Source organism: Brevundimonas mediterranea, from assembly GCF_011064825.1.
Taxonomy (GTDB): Bacteria; Pseudomonadota; Alphaproteobacteria; order Caulobacterales; family Caulobacteraceae; genus Brevundimonas; species Brevundimonas mediterranea_A.
In genome coordinates, this window is sequence record NZ_CP048751.1 from 579,105 (window position 1) to 594,859 (window position 15,755).

Sequence of the window (15,755 nt, forward strand, 5' to 3'; positions counted from 1 at the left end):
GTTCTCGATATCAGGACAGGCGGTCGCGGAACTCGGAATAGTCGAATTCGCGGACCAGTTTCAGCGCGTCGGTGTCGCTGTTCCACAGGGCGATGGCCGGCAGCGGCACCCCGTTGAAGGTGTTGGTCTTCACCATCGAATAGTGGGCCTGGTCCAGGAAGGCGATGCGGGTTCCGGCGGTCGGCGCAGTGGTGAAGCCATAGTCGCCGATGATATCGCCGGCCAGGCAGGAGGGGCCGCCCAGGCGATAGGTCACGCCGCCCTCGGCCTCGTTCAGCATGGCCGGGCGGTAGGGCGCCTCGATCACATCGGGCATGTGGCAGGTCGCCGAGATGTCGGTGATGGCGATGGGCAGGCCGTTATGGAAGGTGTCCAGCACCTCGCCCACCAGTATGCCGGCGTCGAGCGCAATGGCCTCGCCCGGCTCGATATAGACCTGAAGCCCGTAGCGTTCGCCCAGGTCCTTCAGGAAGCCGACCAGGGCGTCGATGCGGTAGTCGGCGCGGGTCACATGGTGGCCGCCGCCCAGATTGATCCACTTCAGGTCCGGCAGCAGGGGCGTCAGCTTAGGCTCCACGGCGGCCCAGATCCGCTTCAGCGGCTCGAACCCCTGTTCGCACAGTGCGTGGATGTGCAGGCCGTCGACGCCCTGCAGATGCTCGGGCGTCAGCTGCGACACCGGGAAGCCGAGGCGCGAACCCAGCTGGCAGGGGTCGTATTTGGCGACCTGCCCCTCCGAGTGCTCCGGGTTCAGACGCAGGCCGATGTCGAACGTCTCACCCCCGGCGCGGGCGGCGGCGATCAGGTCGGCGAAACGGGCGATCTGGTCCGGGGCGTTGAAGATGACCGTGTCCGACAGACGCAGGATCTCGGGCAGGTCGGCGGGCTTGTAGGCGGGGGAATAGGTGGTCAGGTGGCCGTGATAGAACTCCCGCGCCAGCCGCGCCTCCCACAGGCCCGAGGCGCAGACGCCGTCGAGGTATTCCCCGACGACGTCGGCCAGCGACCACATGGAGAAGGCCTTCAGGGCCAGCAGGACCCGGGCGTTGCCGCGCGTCCCGACGTCCTGAAGGACCGACAGGTTGCGGCGCACCGCGACCTCGTCGACCACGAAGGCGGGCGACGGGACGCGGTTAAGATCGAACCGGGCGAAGCCGCCCGGTCCGCCGGCCTGGGTCTGCATGACCATGGGCGTATCCTCAGAAGTCCAGCGGAGCGGACAGTTCCTCGACCGTCCACGGCAGGCCGTGCTTGTTCAGCATGTCCATGAAGGGATCGGGATCCAGCTGCTCCATGTTGAACACCCCCTCGCCCTTCCACTGGCCGGTCAGCATCAGGGCCGCGCCGATCATGGCGGGGACGCCGGTGGTGTAGCTGACGGCCTGGTTGCCGGTCTCGGCATAGGCTTCCTGGTGGTCGCAGATGTTCTTGACGTAGACCGTCTTGGCCGCGCCGTCCTTCTGGCCGGTGGCGATCGTGCCGATATTGGTCTTGCCCTTGGTGATCGGGCCCAGCGACGAGGGTTCGGGCAGCAGGGCTTTCAGGAACTCGATCGGGATGATCTCGCGGCCCTGGAACATCATCGGCTCGATCGAGGTCATGCCGATGTTCTCCAGCACTTCCAGGTGCTTGAGATAGGAGTCGCCGAAGGTCATCCAGAAGCGGATGCGCTTGATTTCCGGATAGAATTTGGCCAGCGACTCCAGTTCCTCATGATACATGAGGTACATGTTCTTGGGCCCCACGCCCTCGAAGTCGAAGGTCTGCTTGTGCGACAGGGCCGGACCCTCGACCCACTGGCCGTCGGCCCAGTGACGCGACGGGGCGGTCACTTCGCGCAGATTGATCTCGGGGTTGAAATTGGTCGCGAACGGCAGGCCGGTGTCGCCGCCGTTGCAGTCCAGGATGTCGAGCGTCTCGATCGAATCCAGCAGGTGCTTCTTGGTGTAGGTGGTGAAGACCGAGGTCACGCCGGGGTCGAAGCCCGAGCCCAGCAGGGCCATCAGACCGGCGGCCTTGAAGCGGTCCTGATAGGCCCACTGCCACTTGTATTCGAACTTGGCCTCGTCGCGCGGCTCGTAGTTGGCTGTGTCGAGATAGTTGACCCCGGCGGCCAGGCAGGCGTCCATGATGGCCAGGTCCTGGTACGGCAGGGCCAGGTTGACGACCAGGGCGGGCTTGACCGCCTGGATCAGGGCCGTAGTCGCCGCCACGTCGTCGGCGTCGATCGCCGCCGTGTCGATGGTCACGCCGAAGCGCGACTTGACGGATTCGGCGATGGCGTCGCATTTCGACTTCGTCCGGCTCGCCAGGGTGATGTGCGAGAAAATGTCCGCGTTCATCGCCATCTTGTGGACGGCGACCGAACTGACGCCGCCGGCGCCAATGACCAGCACCCTGCTCATGTGTGCTTCTCCTGAAGACTGAAATGCTCTGGCGACATCGCCGCCCGTATAAAGGGCGGGGCTCTTAGCACGATGATGACAGGACCGCTAATGCGGGGAGATTCATGCCGGATTCGACGTGTTTCTTATATCGTCGCCGTGCTCTTTCTTCGGCATCCTTGGGAGCACCGACGGACAACTGGATAAGGCCGGGGATCGGCAACCATCGGCCCTCGCCAGGCGGTCTGGCGTAACCGTCACGTAAGGCGACGGTCGCCGTTATTTAGTCGCCACCACCTGCTTTCGCGATCTTACAGGCTTGCGGGGGGCAGACTTAGGCTTCGGGCTCTGCACGGGCTCGGTACGGAAGTTGAACGTCGCGCCCACGTGCGGCGAGCGGGCGAGTACCGTCTCCATTTCCCGACGCAGCTTGTCGGAGCGGATGTCGTATTGAACGGTCGTGTTCATCTGGGCTCCTCTCACAAATACCTGCTTAGCAGCAAAACGCTTAACATAATATGGGGATGCGTAGTCGTCACGCCGAGACTTCTAAGTCGGGAAAATCGTCAAACCTCTGCAGCTTGACGCCTTGGACACCGGACAATCTCAGGCGAGCGCCGCCAGCCTGATCCGCCCGCCTGTCAAGAGTCTGACGGGGATCAGGAGCGAGGGTCAGGGCAAGCAGTAGCCCGTGATGGTTGGCCGGTAGTGTGAGTGATTCCGCCGCAGCTCCCGGTTCCTTCCAGAGCGCGATCTCACACGGCGGCGACTTGCCCGGCGGCGTCGAACGTCGGATCATACCGAGCGAGGTCACAGTAAGAACCGAGCATCCGGGATCCTCGGCGAGTACGGTGGCATAGCGCCCAGGCCAGCGGCTCTCCCACTGAGGTCCATCCATCAGAAGGCCGACCAACAACGTGGGTCCGACCGCGTTGATGACGGGCATGACCGGGTCGAACCGCGCCAGATCTTCACAGACGAGGGTAGCGATGGTGGCGCCAGGACGGATGACGCTAAAGGCGCAGCTGCGGTTGGAGACGTCGATACATTCCCACCAGTCCCGCTCGGGATTGAGGGCGTAACCGAAGCTATACCGCTTGATCTGGTTCTGCTCGAGCTTCCAGCGATGGTGTTTGGGCTGACGCCAGCGATGGGCCATTTCTCCGCCAAAATAGCGCACGGTGTAGGCGCAGTTGCGCTCCCTGCCGTCGGCGTCATGGTCGAGGATGCCAGCGATGAACAGTTCAAGCTCGACATGTCGCGCTCCGAGCGCAGCCGCCACTTGTTCGATCGTCTCGCCGGCGAGCGCCAACTCGGGAAGCACGACAGCGTGCACCGTTCCGCTTTCGCGCTCAGCCTCAACGATCATCGCCGACAGAAACGCGACCACCGTGTCCGCGTCTAGTCCGCTGCGGACCAGCCAAGGCTGGGCAGTGCTGAAGAAACTGTTCTTCGGATCGTGGGGGTTCTCGACGGGATGGAAGTCGCCACCCTCGAGTCGTATGGAAACGGGATCAGCAGGGTGTTGAGGTGGGGCGTCGCCGTATCGGCGGGCGCGGCATAGAGCCAACTTGTCGCCACTAGACTGGAGGGCGGGAGCACCGCTAGGTGATTACTTGCCGAGCGCAAGGTGCAACCGACGCTTGGCGTGTTGGTCTTGGGCTGGACGCACAGCACCGAGGGCGGAACTTGCCAGCAAAGACTGCCCGGTAGGTGCGGCAGCCCAGGGTCGATCCCCTGCTGCTTTTCCGCTAGGGCCTGAAAGACGATGTGGGAATAGGCACCGAGGCCGCCGGCCGGGGGCTGGAAGCCGACGCCCGAACAGGCTTCGTCAGCAACGGCGAGCATCAGCATGATATCCTGACGCCAGTCCCGACGATACTCGCGGGCGTTCATCACCCGGTTCCACGCTTCATGGATGGGCTCCGGCGTGAATAGATTGGAATTCCAGAGCTCTGCAAGCCGGGTCACCTCGGCGAGGTGCGCGTTGTCGAAGACGTAGCCTTCGGTGTCCCAGCCCGCGTTGAATGCGTACTCGGCATAGACGCCAAGCTCCTCGGCGCACAGAGCGGCGAATGCGAATAGGTCCGGCGGCCACTCCGGTGCCGTCGTGGAGCCCAGCCCATCCGTGCCTTCCGGGAAGAGGCGCTTCCTAAGGCGCTTAAAGTCAGGTTTGCTTGCCATGGGCCTAACCTACACGCGATTCGGAGTACAATCATGCAACGCCAGAAGGCCGTCCGGTCCTCCGAAATCACACTCATGATGCTGGGGCCTCATCCCGAGGAACACTCTCCGGTTTTTGATGCGGCGGAGATAGTCTGGGTCCACAGCTATGCGGCTACCAACGCGAAGGGCGAATATCATGTCGCCTTTGGTATAGGGGACGGGATGATGCTGACAGAGGTCGCAAACGCGGCGCTCGAGCGGGCATCCCTTTTCGCTACTGATCGAACCAAGCTCTTCGTCCAGCTTGTTGATCGACGCGATACAGCCGCCAGACGCGTCACCCACACTTTGCGTGACGCCGAGCCCGGATCGCTCGTCTTCATCGGCTTCCGCGATTCCATGCTGGTGGACGCCGGAATGGCGGCCCTGCACGCCGATCCCGCTATAACCGTCATAGCTCCAGACGGGACGGCGATGCGCAAGCTAACGGCCGCAGATCGGATAGGCATCCGAAAGGCAGCAGCTGTGATCCAGGGAGGCATGCCCGCGCCGCGTCGAACGCCGGTACTTCGCCAGCAGGTGTTCAGGGCGCGTCTCGGTGATCAAGAACGACTGGTTGGTGCTGCCTTAACCTTAGGACCGGTGACCGCGAGGCACCTCGAGCAGATCGCGGAGCGTATCGGCGGTGGCCGCGTATTACTAGTGGAGGTGCTCAGTCCGACCAATGGATCGGAGGGGCGAAGTTCTATCTCGCTCAGCGAAATACTGGCCGAGGACCAGGCCGAAGGAGTGTTTTCAATGATTCACGCCGCAGCTGATCTAGCAACCTATCAGTCAATCATTGCTGAGTTCAAAGCGGCTGGTTGGCCCACGGTACGCGCAGTCGGCGTCGGCGCGCCGATGGAGGTCAATATCATGCGTGCGAACTGGACAGTTACAAAAGAGCCTTCCGAACCACCGTATTGATTTGACGCCGCCAACAGACATTTCCGCAAAGCTCCTACCTAGCCCTCTACCCGATCAACGCCCGCGCCGCCGCCCGCGCCTCATCGGTGATCTCCGCCCCCGACAGCATCCGCGCGATCTCTTCCTGACGCCGCGCGTCGTCCAGGGCCACGACGGTGGTGGTCGTCATCCCCTCGTGGTCGGCTTTCATCACCTTCCAGTGGGCGTGGCCGCGGGCGGCGACCTGGGGGCTGTGGGTGACGACCAGGACCTGGGCGCCGGTGGACAGGCGTTTCAGGCGCGAGCCGACGGCCTCGGCCACGGCGCCGCCGACGCCCTGGTCCACCTCGTCGAAGATCATCACCGGCTGGCGCATGTCCTCGCGGCTGGCCAGGGCGGCCTTCATGGCCAGGGCGAACCGGGCCAGTTCGCCGCCCGAGGCGATGGCGTCCAGCGGCCCGAAATCGGTTCCGGCGTTGGTGGCGATCTGGAAGCGGACGGTCTCGACCCCGTCGGGGCCGCGCCGGCCCTCGATCGGCTCCAGGGCGACGCGGAACCGGGCGCGCTCCAGCTTCAGCGGGCCCAGTTCGCCCATGACGGCGGCGGTCAGACGGTCGGCCGCCGCCTCGCGCGCCGAGGTCAGGAAGGTGGCGGCGAGGTCATAGGATTCGGCGGCCTCGGCGGCCTCGCGGCCCGCATTGGCCAGGGCCTCCTCTCCGTCCTCGATCAGGCGCAGCTGCTCGCGCAGGCGGATGCGCAGCGACGGCAGGGCGTCGACCGTGGTGTTCAGCTTGCGGGCGGCGGCGCGCAGGGCGAACAGCCGTTCCTCGGCCTTGTCCAGACGGCCCGGCTCATAGTCGAAGGCGTCGGCGGCGGCGTCCACGGCGGCGACCGCCTCGGCCGCCTCGACCATGGTGCGGTCGATGGCCTCGACGGCGGCGGACAGTTTGACGATGACCGGGTGGTCGCCCTCGGCCCCCGCCTGGCCGGCGCGCTGGCGGGCGTGTTCGACGGCGCGAAGGGCCGCGCCCAGTTTCTGGCTCAGCTTGTCGCCGCCCAGCTGGGTGCGGGCGTCGGCCAGGTCGGCGATGGCTTTTTCGGCGGCGCCGAGCAGGGCGCGTTCGCCGGCCAGTTCCGTCTCCTCGTCGGCGCGAGGGTCCAGGGCGTCCAGTTCGGACAGGTTGAGCGTGATCTCCTCGACGCGGGCGGCGGCGTCGGCGGCCTGGGCCTTCAGCTCCGCCAGCTTGGCCTCGGCGGCCTTCAGCTTGGTCGAGGCGGCGGCGACGGCCTGGAGCTGGGGCTGGAGACCGCCATAGGCGTCCAGCGAGCCCCGGTGGGTGCGCCAGTCCAGCAGGCCGACGGTCTCATGCTGGCCGTGAACCTCGACCAGGGCGGCGCCGATCTCGCGCAGGGCCGTGACCCCGGCGGGCTGGTCGTTGACATAGGCCCGGCTGCGGCCGTCGGCGTTCAGCACGCGGCGCAGGATCAGGTCCTCGCCCGGCTGGACCTCGAATCCCTTTTCGGCGATCAGGGCCAGCAGGTCGGGATCGTCCGGGGCGCTGAAGATGGCGGTGGCCACGGCCTGTTTGGCGCCATGACGCACCAGGCCGGCGTCGCCGCGCCCGCCCAGGGCCAGACCCAGGGCGTCCAGAATGATCGACTTGCCCGCCCCCGTCTCGCCCGTCAGCACGGTCAGGCCGGTCTCGACGTCGAGATCCAGCACGTCGACCAGGACGACGTCGCGGATGGAAAGGGCGGTCAGCATGGGCGCACGCGATTCGGCATGGGGCGCAGTCTAGCGCGCGGCGGCGTGAAAGGAATCAGAGACCGGAGGCCCGGCGCAGGGCGGCGTTGATGCCCGATTGCCAGCCCGGCCCCTGGGCGCGCCAATGCTCCAGCAGATCGGCATCCAGACGCAGGGTGACCTGTTGTTTGGGCGCGTCGGCCTTGGGGCGGCCGGGGGCGCGTTTGAACTGGTTGAGGATGTAGTCGGGCAAGACTTCACGTGCGGGGCGGAGTTTGGCCGCGCGCTCTGCGGTCAGCTCCGGCGTATCGTCGTCGTCGAGAAAGGGCTCAGTCGCCGCTTCCGACACCCCTTTGTTCTCGGACATATCTCCGCTCCCGGTCATTGGCCTTGCGCAGACTGATGGCCCGCACCCTTGCGTCTCGAACCGTGAAGGCCAGAACGTGCAGCCGCCCGTCCAGTTCGCCATAGGCGATCCATCTGGGTTCGCCGTAATCGAAGCGATCATCCACCTCGATCAAGGCTTCGTCCATCTGGATTTCGTCGGCTCGCAACAGCGAGACGCCGTGCTTGACGATATTGACTGCATCCTTCGCCGGGTCGAAGACGATCATTTATGTAACTACATAAATTCGACCGTCAAGGGGACGATCAGCCGGGGATGATCCGCTGCAGCCAGGATTCGCGCTTGGCCTCGGGGGCTTTTTCCGGAGTCTGGCCGTTTTCGGTCAGCAGGGCGTAGGCCTCGGCGTACCAGGGGCTGCCCGGGAAGTTGTAGCCCAGGACGGCGCCGTTGCGGGTCGCCTCTTCCTTCAGGCCCAGCTGCAGATTGACCTCGACCAGGCGGTACAGGGCCTCGGGCGTGTGGGAGGTGCGCTGGAACTCGGGGTTGGCGATGACGGCCTTGTAGCGGTTCAGGGCCGCCAGCGGCTGGTTGGCGCGCTGGTAATAGCGGCCGATGTTCATTTCCTTGCCGGCCAGCTGGTCGTTGACCATGTCGATCTTGACGGCGGCGTCGCTGGCGTAAGGCGTGCCCGGATAGCGGCGAGCCACGTCCTTCAGCCCGGCCAGGGCGGCGTTGGCGTAGCCCTGGTCGCGGCCCACGTCGGTGATCTGTTCGAAGTTGCAGACCGCCTTCATGTAGAAGGCGTAGGCCGCCGAGGGATTGCCCGGGAACAGGGAGATGAACCGGTCCGAAGCCGCGATGGCGTCCGCGTAATTATTGTTCTGATAGAAGGCGTAGACCTGCATCAGGATCGAGCGGCGCGCCCAGTCCGAATAGGGATGCTGGCGTTCCACCTCCTGGAAATAGTCGACGGCGTCGGCCCAGCGGCGCTGTTCCAGGCGCTGGTAGCCGGTGTTGTACAGGGCCTCGACCGGCCGTTCCTCATAGGCGAGCTTGGGTCGTGCGTTGCCGGCGCAGCCCGCGATTGTCATTGCGGCGGCGGCCGCAGCCATCAGCACCAGGCCGGAACGGATCTTGGAAACGGACAAGGATGACCCCATGACGAGCAAAGACAGACCCTCGGCCTGGCTTCGGAAACGAACGCGGCGTTCTCTAGCACCCACGACCGGACCGCGCCATGCCGACGAAAACTCTCCGCACACGACTTGCCCTGCCCGGCACCGCTGGTAAAGAGCGCGCCAACCGACCGCCGTTCATGGGGGTCGGATGACGGCGAAAGGATGACCAGCCGATGAAGCTGCTCTCAGGCAACTCCAACCGCGGCCTCTCTCAGGCCATCGCCGACCATCTGGACGCCCCCTTGACCAAGGCCCAGGTCAAGCGGTTCGCCGACAATGAGGTCTTCGCCGTCATCGAGGAGAACGTCCGCGGCGAGGACGTCTTCATCCTTCAGTCGACCAGCTATCCGGCCAACGACAATCTGATGGAGCTGCTGATCATCACGGATGCGCTGGTGCGCGCCTCCGCCCGTCGGATCACGGCCGTCATGCCCTATTTCGGCTACGCCCGTCAGGACCGGAAGACCGGCGGCCGCACGCCCATATCGGCCAAGCTGGTCGCCAATCTGATCACCCGCGCCGGCGCCGACCGGGTGCTGACCATGGATCTGCACGCCGGCCAGATCCAGGGCTTCTTCGACATTCCGACCGACAATCTGGTCGCCACGCCGGTCCTGGCCCAGGACATCCGCGAGAATTATGCGCGGGGCGACGACCTGATGATCGTCTCGCCCGACGTCGGGGGCGTGGTGCGCGCCCGATCGCTGGCCAGCCGCCTGAACGCCGACCTCGCCATCGTCGACAAGCGTCGCCCCAAGGCGGGCGAAAGCGAGGTCATGAACATCATCGGCGACGTCGAGGGCCGAAGCTGCATCCTGTTCGACGACATCGTCGATTCGGGCGGCACCCTGGTGAATGCGGCCAAGGCGTTGATTGATCAGGGCGCCACCGAGGTATCGGCCTATATCAGCCACGGCGTTCTGTCCGGCCCCGCCGTGCAGCGCATCACCGACGGGCCGCTGAAGGAACTGGTGATCACCGACTCCATCGAACAACCCGATGAAGTCCTGAAGTGCCCGAAAATCCGCAGGGTTTCCGTGGCTCCGCTTATCGGTGAAGCTATCCGGCGGATCGCCAACGAAGAATCCGTGTCGAAGTTGTTCGATTAATCTTCGGCAAACCACTTTCCTCACGTTATAAGCGGCTTCAAGTACACGCCCCGTCCGGGGCCATAGTTCTGTGGACGCGCCCCTATGCCCAAGGCCTTCATGACCCGCGGCCTGTCGATCGCCGCCCTGGCAGCCGCTGTTTTCCTGGCGAGTTGCACCACCAAGGAGCCAGAGGCGCCCCCGCCTGCCCCGCCGCCTCCGCCGCCGGTTTCGCTGAACGAGGGCGTGGCCCAGGCGGCCTCGATCTATGTCGCCTTCCTGCGGGAGGCCGAGACCATCCAGCCGGGCGGCTTCCCGGACGCCGAATCCATCCAAGCCGCCATCCGCAAGGGCGCCTCGTATGAGCCGGCCCAGTTGTCGCGCGGCCTGATCGCCTACGGCTCGATCATCGCGCTTCAGTCGCCCGAGTTCGTGGCCGGGGTGCGCCAGTTCGCCGCCGATCCCGTCCAGCGCCAGCAGATGATCGCCCAGATCGTCGCCGATCCGGCCTATGCCGCCACCCTGCCCGGCGCCGACGCTGCGGCGGGCCTGATCACCGCCACCATCGGCAAGGACGCCGTCGCGATGCGCGCCATCGCCGAGGCCGTCGAGGCCGACGCCTATACGGTTCAGGAACGCAACGATCCGCGCCGTCGCTGGGCCGTCACCCACGTGCCCAACCGCGAAGTTCGGCTGGAGGGCGCCAAGACCCTGTCGGCGGCGACCATGCTGCCTTCCGGCGATGAATCGAGCCGTCTGTTCACGGCCGCCAACACCGGCCAGGGCCTGTCGGTCGAGGCGTCGCGCAAGGCGCCGCCCTATACGCCGGCCCTGACGCGGTCGCTGGCCATCGCCGCCCTGGCCGCTCTCGGGGCCGCCGGCGACGAGGCCCGGGCCAATACCGACGCCCTGGTGGTCGAGACGAACAGCGAATTCTGCCTGAACATGTCCAAACTGATGCTGTTCCAGTGCCTGGCCGCCTCGCGCCCCGCCTATGAGGACATGTTCTGCCTGGGCCGTCACGTCGCACGCGACCTGGCCACCTGCACCACCCAGGCGGTGCTCACGACCTCGATCACGGTCGGCGATCCCGAAGAAACCAGCACGCCCCCCGCCGCGGTTTCGCCGGTTTCGGTCACCCTGACGCAGACGCCCGCGCCGTCGCCGACGGCCTCGCTGAACACCTCGCCGTCTTCGTCGCGCTAAACCCGTTCAGACGGACGAAGGCCCGCCCCGAGCGATCGGAGCGGGCCTTTTCCTTGCGCGGGACGGCCTATTCGTAGCCGTGAGCGGCCTCGTTGATCACCTGGGACGGCATGGACGAGAAGTCCACGGCGATCGGCTTGGCGACCTTGGCCTGATAGGTTCGAAGCACATGGGTCATGCGACGGCGCACCTCGCGTTCGGCCTCGGTGCCTGTGTCGAGCGCCAGGGGCGCCAGGCAGAAGTCGATAATGGCTTCGGTTCGGGTCAGCGGTTCCATGGAGGTTCCTTTCCTTGAGCTGAGGGGGCCTTAAGCCGCGTGGGTGAACTGGGCCGTCTCGGTCGAGTCCTTCAGCGCCGTCGTCGAGGACGTGCCGTTGGAGATGACCGTGGCGACCTGATCGAAATAGCCGGTGCCGACTTCGCGCTGGTGACGCGTGGCGGTGTAGCCGGCGGCCTCGTTGGCGAACTCGCGCTGCTGCAGTTCGGAATAGGCCGCCATGCCGCGATCGCGATAGCCGTCCGCCAGCTCGAACATCGAGTTGTTCAAGGCGTGGAAGCCGGCCAGGGTCACGAACTGGAACTTGTAGCCCATGGCCCCCAGCTCGCGCTGGAACTTGGCGATGGTGGCGTCGTCCAGCTTGGCCTTCCAGTTGAAGGAGGGCGAGCAGTTGTAGGCCATCAGCTTGCCCGGATGCTTCTTCTGGATCGCCTCGGCGAACTTCTTGGCGTCGTCCAGATCCGGGTGGGAGGTCTCCCACCACAGCAGGTCGGCGATGTTCGCGTACGACAGGCCGCGCGCGATGCAATGATCCAGGCCCGTGCCCTCCTTCAGGCGGAAGAAGCCCTCGGGGGTGCGGTTTTCGCGGTCGATGAAGGGCTGATCGCGCTCGTCGATGTCCGAGGTGATCAACTGGGCGCTTTCGGCGTCGGTGCGGGCGACCGTGATGGTCGGCGTGCCCATGACGTCGGCGGCCAGACGGGCGGCGACCAGATTGCGTTCATGCGCCTGGGTCGGGATCAGGACCTTGCCGCCCAGGTGGCCGCACTTCTTCTCGGACGCCAGCTGATCCTCGAAGTGGACGCCGGCGGCGCCCGCCTCGATGAAGGCCTTCATGATCTCGAAGCTGTTCAGCGGGCCGCCGAAGCCGGCTTCCGCATCGGCGACGATCGGGGCGAACCAGTCGCGCTTGGCGCCGCCCTCGGCGTGCTCGATCTGGTCGGCGCGCTGCAGGGTGCGGTTGATGCGGCGGCACAGTTCCGGCGCGGCGTTGGCCGGGTACAGCGACTGGTCCGGATACATGGCCGAAGCGGTGTTGGCGTCGGCCGCGACCTGCCAGCCTGACAGATAGATGGCCTTCAGACCGGCGCGGACCATCTGCATGGCCTGGTTGCCGGTGACGGCGCCCAAGGCGTTGATGAAGGGCTCGTCGTGCAGCAACTGCCACAGACGGTTGGCGCCGCGCTCGGCCAGGGTGTGGGTGATCGGCACGGAGCCGCGCAGGCGCAGAACGTCCTCAGGGGTATAGGGACGCTCGATGCCGTCGAAACGGCCGGCGGGCGAAGGAACCAGGTCGGCGAAGGTGGTCATGGTCGAACTCGGTCTCTGAATGGCGCGGCCGCAGCCGCCGTCTCGGAGACAAGAACACGCTGAAGTCACGAATGACACAGTGTCTAAGCCCGTATTGATGTCAGTTTGTCATATCATGACTTTGCATAGTCAGTCATAATGTGACATTCTCCGACCATGGAAATCGCCGCCGATCGCAAGCTTTTCCTCGGCGCCCGGCTGAAGCGGCTGCGGCGCGACCTGGCTCTGACTCAGACGGCCATGGCGGCCGACCTGGGCGTTTCGCCCAGCTATCTCAACCACATAGAACGCAATCAGCGGCCCGTTTCGGCCCAACTGCTGCTGCGATTGGCTGAGACCTATGACGTCGATTTGCGCAGCCTGAACCAGGGCGGGGCGGCGGACGAGGCACGGCTGGGCGAGGTTCTGGCCGACCCTCTGTTCGCGGGCCTGTCCCTGCCCCGTCACGAACTGGTGCAGTTGCTGGAAGAGGCGCCCGGCGTCGCGGACGCCATGCTGCGCCTGTACCAGGCCTTTGACGACGGCCGCGCCCGGGCCCGCGCCGCCGCCGAGAACGGCGAAGGCCTGGTGGACACCAGCCCGGCCGAATGGGTTCGCGAATATATCCAGTCGCGCGGCAACCACTTCCCCGAACTGGACCAGATGGGCGAGGCCCTGGCCGAGGCCCTGGCGGCCGAGGCGCCGGCCCACGCCGACGGTTTCGAACCCGCCGCGCGCCAGCGGCTGGCGGCGAAACACGATCTGGGCGTCCGCACCCTGCCGGCCGAGGTCATGGTGGAATGGACCCGCCGCTACGATCTGCACCGCCGCCGCCTGCTGCTGTCCGAGGCCCTGGGCCCGTCGTCGCGCGCCTTCGCCATCGCCTATCAACTGGCCCTGGCCGAGCAGGGCCCGGCCCTGAACGCCATGGTCCAGGCTGCGAACGCCCCGGACGGCCCGACGCGATCCCTGCTGAAGGTGGCCCTGACCAATACCCTCGCCGCCGCGATCCTGATGCCCTATGCCGCCTTCCAGCGCACGGCGGAAGAGACCGGATATGATCTGGCGCGGCTCCAGGCCCGGTTCGGGGTCAGCTATGAACAGGCGGCGCATCGGTTGACCACCCTGTCGCGGCCGACGGCGCGGGGCGTGCCCTTCTTCCTGATGCGGGTCGATCAGGCGGGCAATATCTCCAAACGCTATGCCGCCGGCGCCTTTCCCTTCTCCCGCTTCGGCGGCGCCTGCCCGCGCTGGCGGCTGCACTCGGCCTTCCGTACGCCGGGCCGGATCATCACCCAGATCATCGAGACGCCGGATGGCGGGCGCTGGTTCACCTTCGCCCGCACGGTCGAACGCCAGGGCCAGGACGGCTATGGCGACGCCCACGACCTGGCCGTCGGCCTGGGCTGCGAACTGCGCCACGCCCCCCGTCTGGCCTACGCCCACGGCCTGGATCTGGAACGGCCCGAGGTCACGCCCATCGGTCCGGCCTGCCGCCTGTGCCACCGCCATCCCTGCGCCGAACGCGCTGCGGCGCCCATCGACCGGCCGCTGGCCGTGGACGACTGGTCCAAATCGGTCAGCCCGTACCCGTTCGCGGCGATGTGAGTTCACAACCACTCATAGTTGTGACATGGTTGAGTCATGGCCGATCACGTCCTGACCCTGCCCCTGACCGACGCGGCGCTTGAACGGCTCAAGGCCGCTGCGCGCGCGGCGGGGATAACGCCCGAGGCCTATGCCCTCGCTGTCCTGGACAAGGCGCTCGCGAGCGGGCGTGACGCCCCCTCCGGCGACTTCGAAGTTCGAGAGAAAGATGCTGCCTTCGTCGTGGACAGCCCAGAGCCTTGGCCTCCGGCCACGCCTTACGACACCACCGAGGCCAAACGTCGGCTGGCTGAGTACGACCGCACCGGCAAGTTCATCGAGTTCGAGGACTGGGCGGCGGATTTCGAGGCTGAGATCGAGGCCATGTTGAAGGCCAAGGCTTGAAGATACGGCTTTCGCTTGATGCGATTCAGGATCGCCGACGGGTCATCGGCTTTCTGCGGGGCGTCAATCCAAACGCCGCCCGACGAGCAGGCCATACCATCACCCGGTCCATAGGCCAGCTGGCGGAGACCCCGATGATCGGGATCGAACTGGACGGTCTACGCCACCTCTACATCCCCTTCGGCGCCAGCGGCTACGTCGTCCAATACCGCGTCGATGCGGACGCCGTCGTCGTCGCCCGCATCTTCCACGCCCGCGAGGACCGCTGAGGCCTCAGTGGCTCAGCAGAAGCCAGGACTGGCTGCGGTTCAGCAGGGCCTGGGTGACGCCGCCCAGCACCCATTCCCGCATCCGGGAATGGCCCCAGGCGCCGGCGACGATCAGATTGGCGCCGGTCTGTTCGACAAGGGCCAGGATGCGGTCGCCGGCGGGGCGTTCGTCGCGCACCTTGGCCTCGCTTTCGGCGACGACGCCGTGGCGGCGCAGCCAGGCGGCGACGTCGGCGACCCGCGCGGCGGCGGCGGCGGCGTCGGCCGAGGCGCAGATCTCGACCACCTTTACCTCGCGCGCCTGTTTCATCAGCGGCAAGGCGGCGGCGACGGCGCGCTGAGCCTCGCGCCCTTCCTTCCACGCCACCAGGACGACCCCGTCGACCGGCGCGGCCGAGGCCCGGGGCGGCGCGACCAGGACAGGCCGGCCGATGTTCATGATCAGGTCGCCCGCGTCCGGCGCACGATAGGGCAGACGCCCGGCGTCACGCCCCACCAGGATCAGGTCGGCCGCCCGCGCATGGCGTGCGACACAGGAGGCGGGATAGCCGGTCTCCGCCCGCCATTCGTGATCTATGCCGGTGTCCTTCATGGCTTCGAGGAAACGGGCCTTGGCGGCGGACAGTTCGCCGTCGGCCTGGTCCCGGCGCAGGGCCAGGATTTCACCGGCCATTCCCCCGGCGACATAGGCGTCGACCAGCGGCGGCTCGGGCTCGCTGACGGAGATCCCGATCAGGGTCGCGTCGTGAATGGCGGCGAGATCGCGCGCGAAACCGATCCGCGCGACATTGTCGGCCTCGTCATCCACATAGACCATCAGGCTCGCATAGGTCATGGCGGTGCTCCTTGTTGCCGGAGTCTGGATGCGCC

Annotated in this window: 18 protein-coding genes; 6 read left to right on the top strand and 12 right to left on the bottom strand. The window is 66.2% G+C overall.

The window, feature by feature from the left end:
* Positions 1-10: 10 nt before the first annotated feature.
* The 5 genes from GYM46_RS02900 to GYM46_RS02920 form a co-directional block, all read right to left on the bottom strand.
* On the bottom strand, positions 11-1,189 hold the full coding sequence (locus tag GYM46_RS02900; protein ID WP_008263617.1) for a carboxynorspermidine decarboxylase: 1,179 nt from the start codon (positions 1,187-1,189) through the stop codon (positions 11-13).
* A 10-nt stretch (positions 1,190-1,199) separates the two neighbouring features.
* On the bottom strand, positions 1,200-2,405 hold the full coding sequence (locus tag GYM46_RS02905) for a saccharopine dehydrogenase family protein (RefSeq protein ID WP_008259685.1): 1,206 nt from the start codon (positions 2,403-2,405) through the stop codon (positions 1,200-1,202).
* 258 nt (positions 2,406-2,663) lie between these two features.
* Positions 2,664-2,852 carry a hypothetical protein gene (locus GYM46_RS02910; protein WP_035308827.1) on the bottom strand — a complete coding sequence of 63 codons (189 nt, stop codon included), beginning with the start codon at positions 2,850-2,852 and terminating at the stop codon, positions 2,664-2,666.
* 67 nt (positions 2,853-2,919) lie between these two features.
* Positions 2,920-3,774, bottom strand: a complete 855-nt coding sequence (locus tag GYM46_RS02915; RefSeq protein ID WP_050771597.1) for a hypothetical protein — start codon at positions 3,772-3,774, stop codon at positions 2,920-2,922.
* 11 nt (positions 3,775-3,785) lie between these two features.
* Positions 3,786-4,568, bottom strand: a complete 783-nt coding sequence (locus GYM46_RS02920) for a hypothetical protein (protein WP_040349303.1) — start codon at positions 4,566-4,568, stop codon at positions 3,786-3,788.
* A gap of 33 nt (positions 4,569-4,601) precedes the next feature.
* Between GYM46_RS02920 and GYM46_RS02925 the strand changes: the two genes are divergently transcribed.
* Entirely contained in the window at positions 4,602-5,516 is a 915-nt protein-coding gene (locus GYM46_RS02925) for a hypothetical protein (RefSeq protein ID WP_008258721.1), read from the top strand.
* A gap of 46 nt (positions 5,517-5,562) precedes the next feature.
* Here GYM46_RS02925 and recN read toward each other — a convergent pair whose 3' ends face one another.
* The 4 genes from recN to GYM46_RS02945 are packed head-to-tail and all read right to left on the bottom strand — an operon-like array spanning position 5,563 to position 8,745.
* Positions 5,563-7,260: a DNA repair protein RecN gene (gene recN, locus GYM46_RS02930; RefSeq protein WP_008262611.1), complete on the bottom strand. Its 1,698-nt coding sequence runs from the start codon at positions 7,258-7,260 to the stop codon at positions 5,563-5,565.
* A gap of 55 nt (positions 7,261-7,315) precedes the next feature.
* A complete protein-coding gene (locus tag GYM46_RS02935; protein WP_008262269.1) occupies positions 7,316-7,606 on the bottom strand; it encodes a BrnA antitoxin family protein in 291 nt (96 codons plus the stop codon).
* Positions 7,569-7,853 (bottom strand): BrnT family toxin, encoded by a 285-nt coding sequence (locus GYM46_RS02940; protein WP_008262224.1) that lies wholly within the window; start codon positions 7,851-7,853, stop codon positions 7,569-7,571. Before GYM46_RS02940 ends, GYM46_RS02935 begins: the two co-directional genes overlap by 38 nt.
* A gap of 37 nt (positions 7,854-7,890) precedes the next feature.
* Positions 7,891-8,745, bottom strand: coding sequence for an outer membrane protein assembly factor BamD (locus GYM46_RS02945; protein ID WP_008262322.1), 855 nt, complete (start codon positions 8,743-8,745; stop codon positions 7,891-7,893).
* A gap of 191 nt (positions 8,746-8,936) precedes the next feature.
* Here GYM46_RS02945 and GYM46_RS02950 point away from each other — a divergent pair, with 191 nt between their 5' ends.
* Positions 8,937-9,872, top strand: coding sequence for a ribose-phosphate pyrophosphokinase (locus GYM46_RS02950; RefSeq protein ID WP_008261436.1), 936 nt, complete (start codon positions 8,937-8,939; stop codon positions 9,870-9,872).
* Between the two features lie 84 nt (positions 9,873-9,956).
* Positions 9,957-11,057, top strand: coding sequence for a hypothetical protein (locus GYM46_RS02955; RefSeq protein WP_008261773.1), 1,101 nt, complete (start codon positions 9,957-9,959; stop codon positions 11,055-11,057).
* A 67-nt stretch (positions 11,058-11,124) separates the two neighbouring features.
* Here the strand turns inward: GYM46_RS02955 and GYM46_RS02960 are convergent, their stop codons facing one another.
* Both GYM46_RS02960 and aceA read right to left on the bottom strand, forming a co-directional pair.
* Positions 11,125-11,334 carry a hypothetical protein gene (locus GYM46_RS02960; protein ID WP_008262023.1) on the bottom strand — a complete coding sequence of 70 codons (210 nt, stop codon included), beginning with the start codon at positions 11,332-11,334 and terminating at the stop codon, positions 11,125-11,127.
* Between the two features lie 30 nt (positions 11,335-11,364).
* The gene (gene aceA, locus GYM46_RS02965; RefSeq protein ID WP_008264350.1) at positions 11,365-12,645 is read right to left on the bottom strand and encodes an isocitrate lyase; all 1,281 of its coding nucleotides are present in this window, start codon (positions 12,643-12,645) and stop codon (positions 11,365-11,367) included.
* A gap of 156 nt (positions 12,646-12,801) precedes the next feature.
* On the opposite strand from aceA, the gene GYM46_RS02970 reads away from it, so the two are divergent.
* Genes GYM46_RS02970 through GYM46_RS02980 form a run of 3 tightly spaced genes read left to right on the top strand, consistent with a single transcriptional unit; the run spans position 12,802 to position 14,885 of the window.
* Positions 12,802-14,232: a helix-turn-helix domain-containing protein gene (locus GYM46_RS02970; RefSeq protein WP_008264176.1), complete on the top strand. Its 1,431-nt coding sequence runs from the start codon at positions 12,802-12,804 to the stop codon at positions 14,230-14,232.
* 36 nt (positions 14,233-14,268) lie between these two features.
* A complete protein-coding gene (locus GYM46_RS02975; protein WP_008261236.1) occupies positions 14,269-14,616 on the top strand; it encodes a hypothetical protein in 348 nt (115 codons plus the stop codon).
* Complete coding sequence (locus GYM46_RS02980; protein ID WP_008261618.1) at positions 14,613-14,885, top strand: type II toxin-antitoxin system RelE/ParE family toxin; 273 nt, start codon at positions 14,613-14,615, stop codon at positions 14,883-14,885. The genes GYM46_RS02975 and GYM46_RS02980 overlap by 4 nt, the downstream gene beginning before the upstream one ends.
* Positions 14,886-14,889: 4 nt before the next feature.
* On the opposite strand, the gene GYM46_RS02985 is transcribed toward GYM46_RS02980, so the two are convergent.
* Positions 14,890-15,720: a universal stress protein gene (locus GYM46_RS02985; protein WP_008261966.1), complete on the bottom strand. Its 831-nt coding sequence runs from the start codon at positions 15,718-15,720 to the stop codon at positions 14,890-14,892.
* Positions 15,721-15,755: the final 35 nt, after the last annotated feature.

Bases quoted from the DNA above. Each gene is read 5' to 3' on its own strand.
- recN (WP_008262611.1), bottom strand. From the start codon at position 7,260: ATGCTGACCGCCCTTTCCATCCGCGACGTCGTCCTGGTCGACGTGCTG.
- GYM46_RS02925 (WP_008258721.1), top strand. From the start codon at position 4,602: ATGCAACGCCAGAAGGCCGTCCGGTCCTCCGAAATCACACTCATGATG.
- GYM46_RS02910 (WP_035308827.1), bottom strand. From the start codon at position 2,852: ATGAACACGACCGTTCAATACGACATCCGCTCCGACAAGCTGCGTCGG.
- GYM46_RS02940 (WP_008262224.1), bottom strand. From the start codon at position 7,853: ATGATCGTCTTCGACCCGGCGAAGGATGCAGTCAATATCGTCAAGCAC.
- GYM46_RS02985 (WP_008261966.1), bottom strand. From the start codon at position 15,720: ATGACCTATGCGAGCCTGATGGTCTATGTGGATGACGAGGCCGACAAT.
- GYM46_RS02935 (WP_008262269.1), bottom strand. From the start codon at position 7,606: ATGTCCGAGAACAAAGGGGTGTCGGAAGCGGCGACTGAGCCCTTTCTC.
- GYM46_RS02945 (WP_008262322.1), bottom strand. From the start codon at position 8,745: ATGGGGTCATCCTTGTCCGTTTCCAAGATCCGTTCCGGCCTGGTGCTG.
- aceA (WP_008264350.1), bottom strand. From the start codon at position 12,645: ATGACCACCTTCGCCGACCTGGTTCCTTCGCCCGCCGGCCGTTTCGAC.
- GYM46_RS02900 (WP_008263617.1), bottom strand. From the start codon at position 1,189: ATGGTCATGCAGACCCAGGCCGGCGGACCGGGCGGCTTCGCCCGGTTC.
- GYM46_RS02905 (WP_008259685.1), bottom strand. From the start codon at position 2,405: ATGAGCAGGGTGCTGGTCATTGGCGCCGGCGGCGTCAGTTCGGTCGCC.
- GYM46_RS02975 (WP_008261236.1), top strand. From the start codon at position 14,269: ATGGCCGATCACGTCCTGACCCTGCCCCTGACCGACGCGGCGCTTGAA.
- GYM46_RS02920 (WP_040349303.1), bottom strand. From the start codon at position 4,568: ATGGCAAGCAAACCTGACTTTAAGCGCCTTAGGAAGCGCCTCTTCCCG.
- GYM46_RS02950 (WP_008261436.1), top strand. From the start codon at position 8,937: ATGAAGCTGCTCTCAGGCAACTCCAACCGCGGCCTCTCTCAGGCCATC.
- GYM46_RS02955 (WP_008261773.1), top strand. From the start codon at position 9,957: ATGCCCAAGGCCTTCATGACCCGCGGCCTGTCGATCGCCGCCCTGGCA.
- GYM46_RS02970 (WP_008264176.1), top strand. From the start codon at position 12,802: ATGGAAATCGCCGCCGATCGCAAGCTTTTCCTCGGCGCCCGGCTGAAG.
- GYM46_RS02960 (WP_008262023.1), bottom strand. From the start codon at position 11,334: ATGGAACCGCTGACCCGAACCGAAGCCATTATCGACTTCTGCCTGGCG.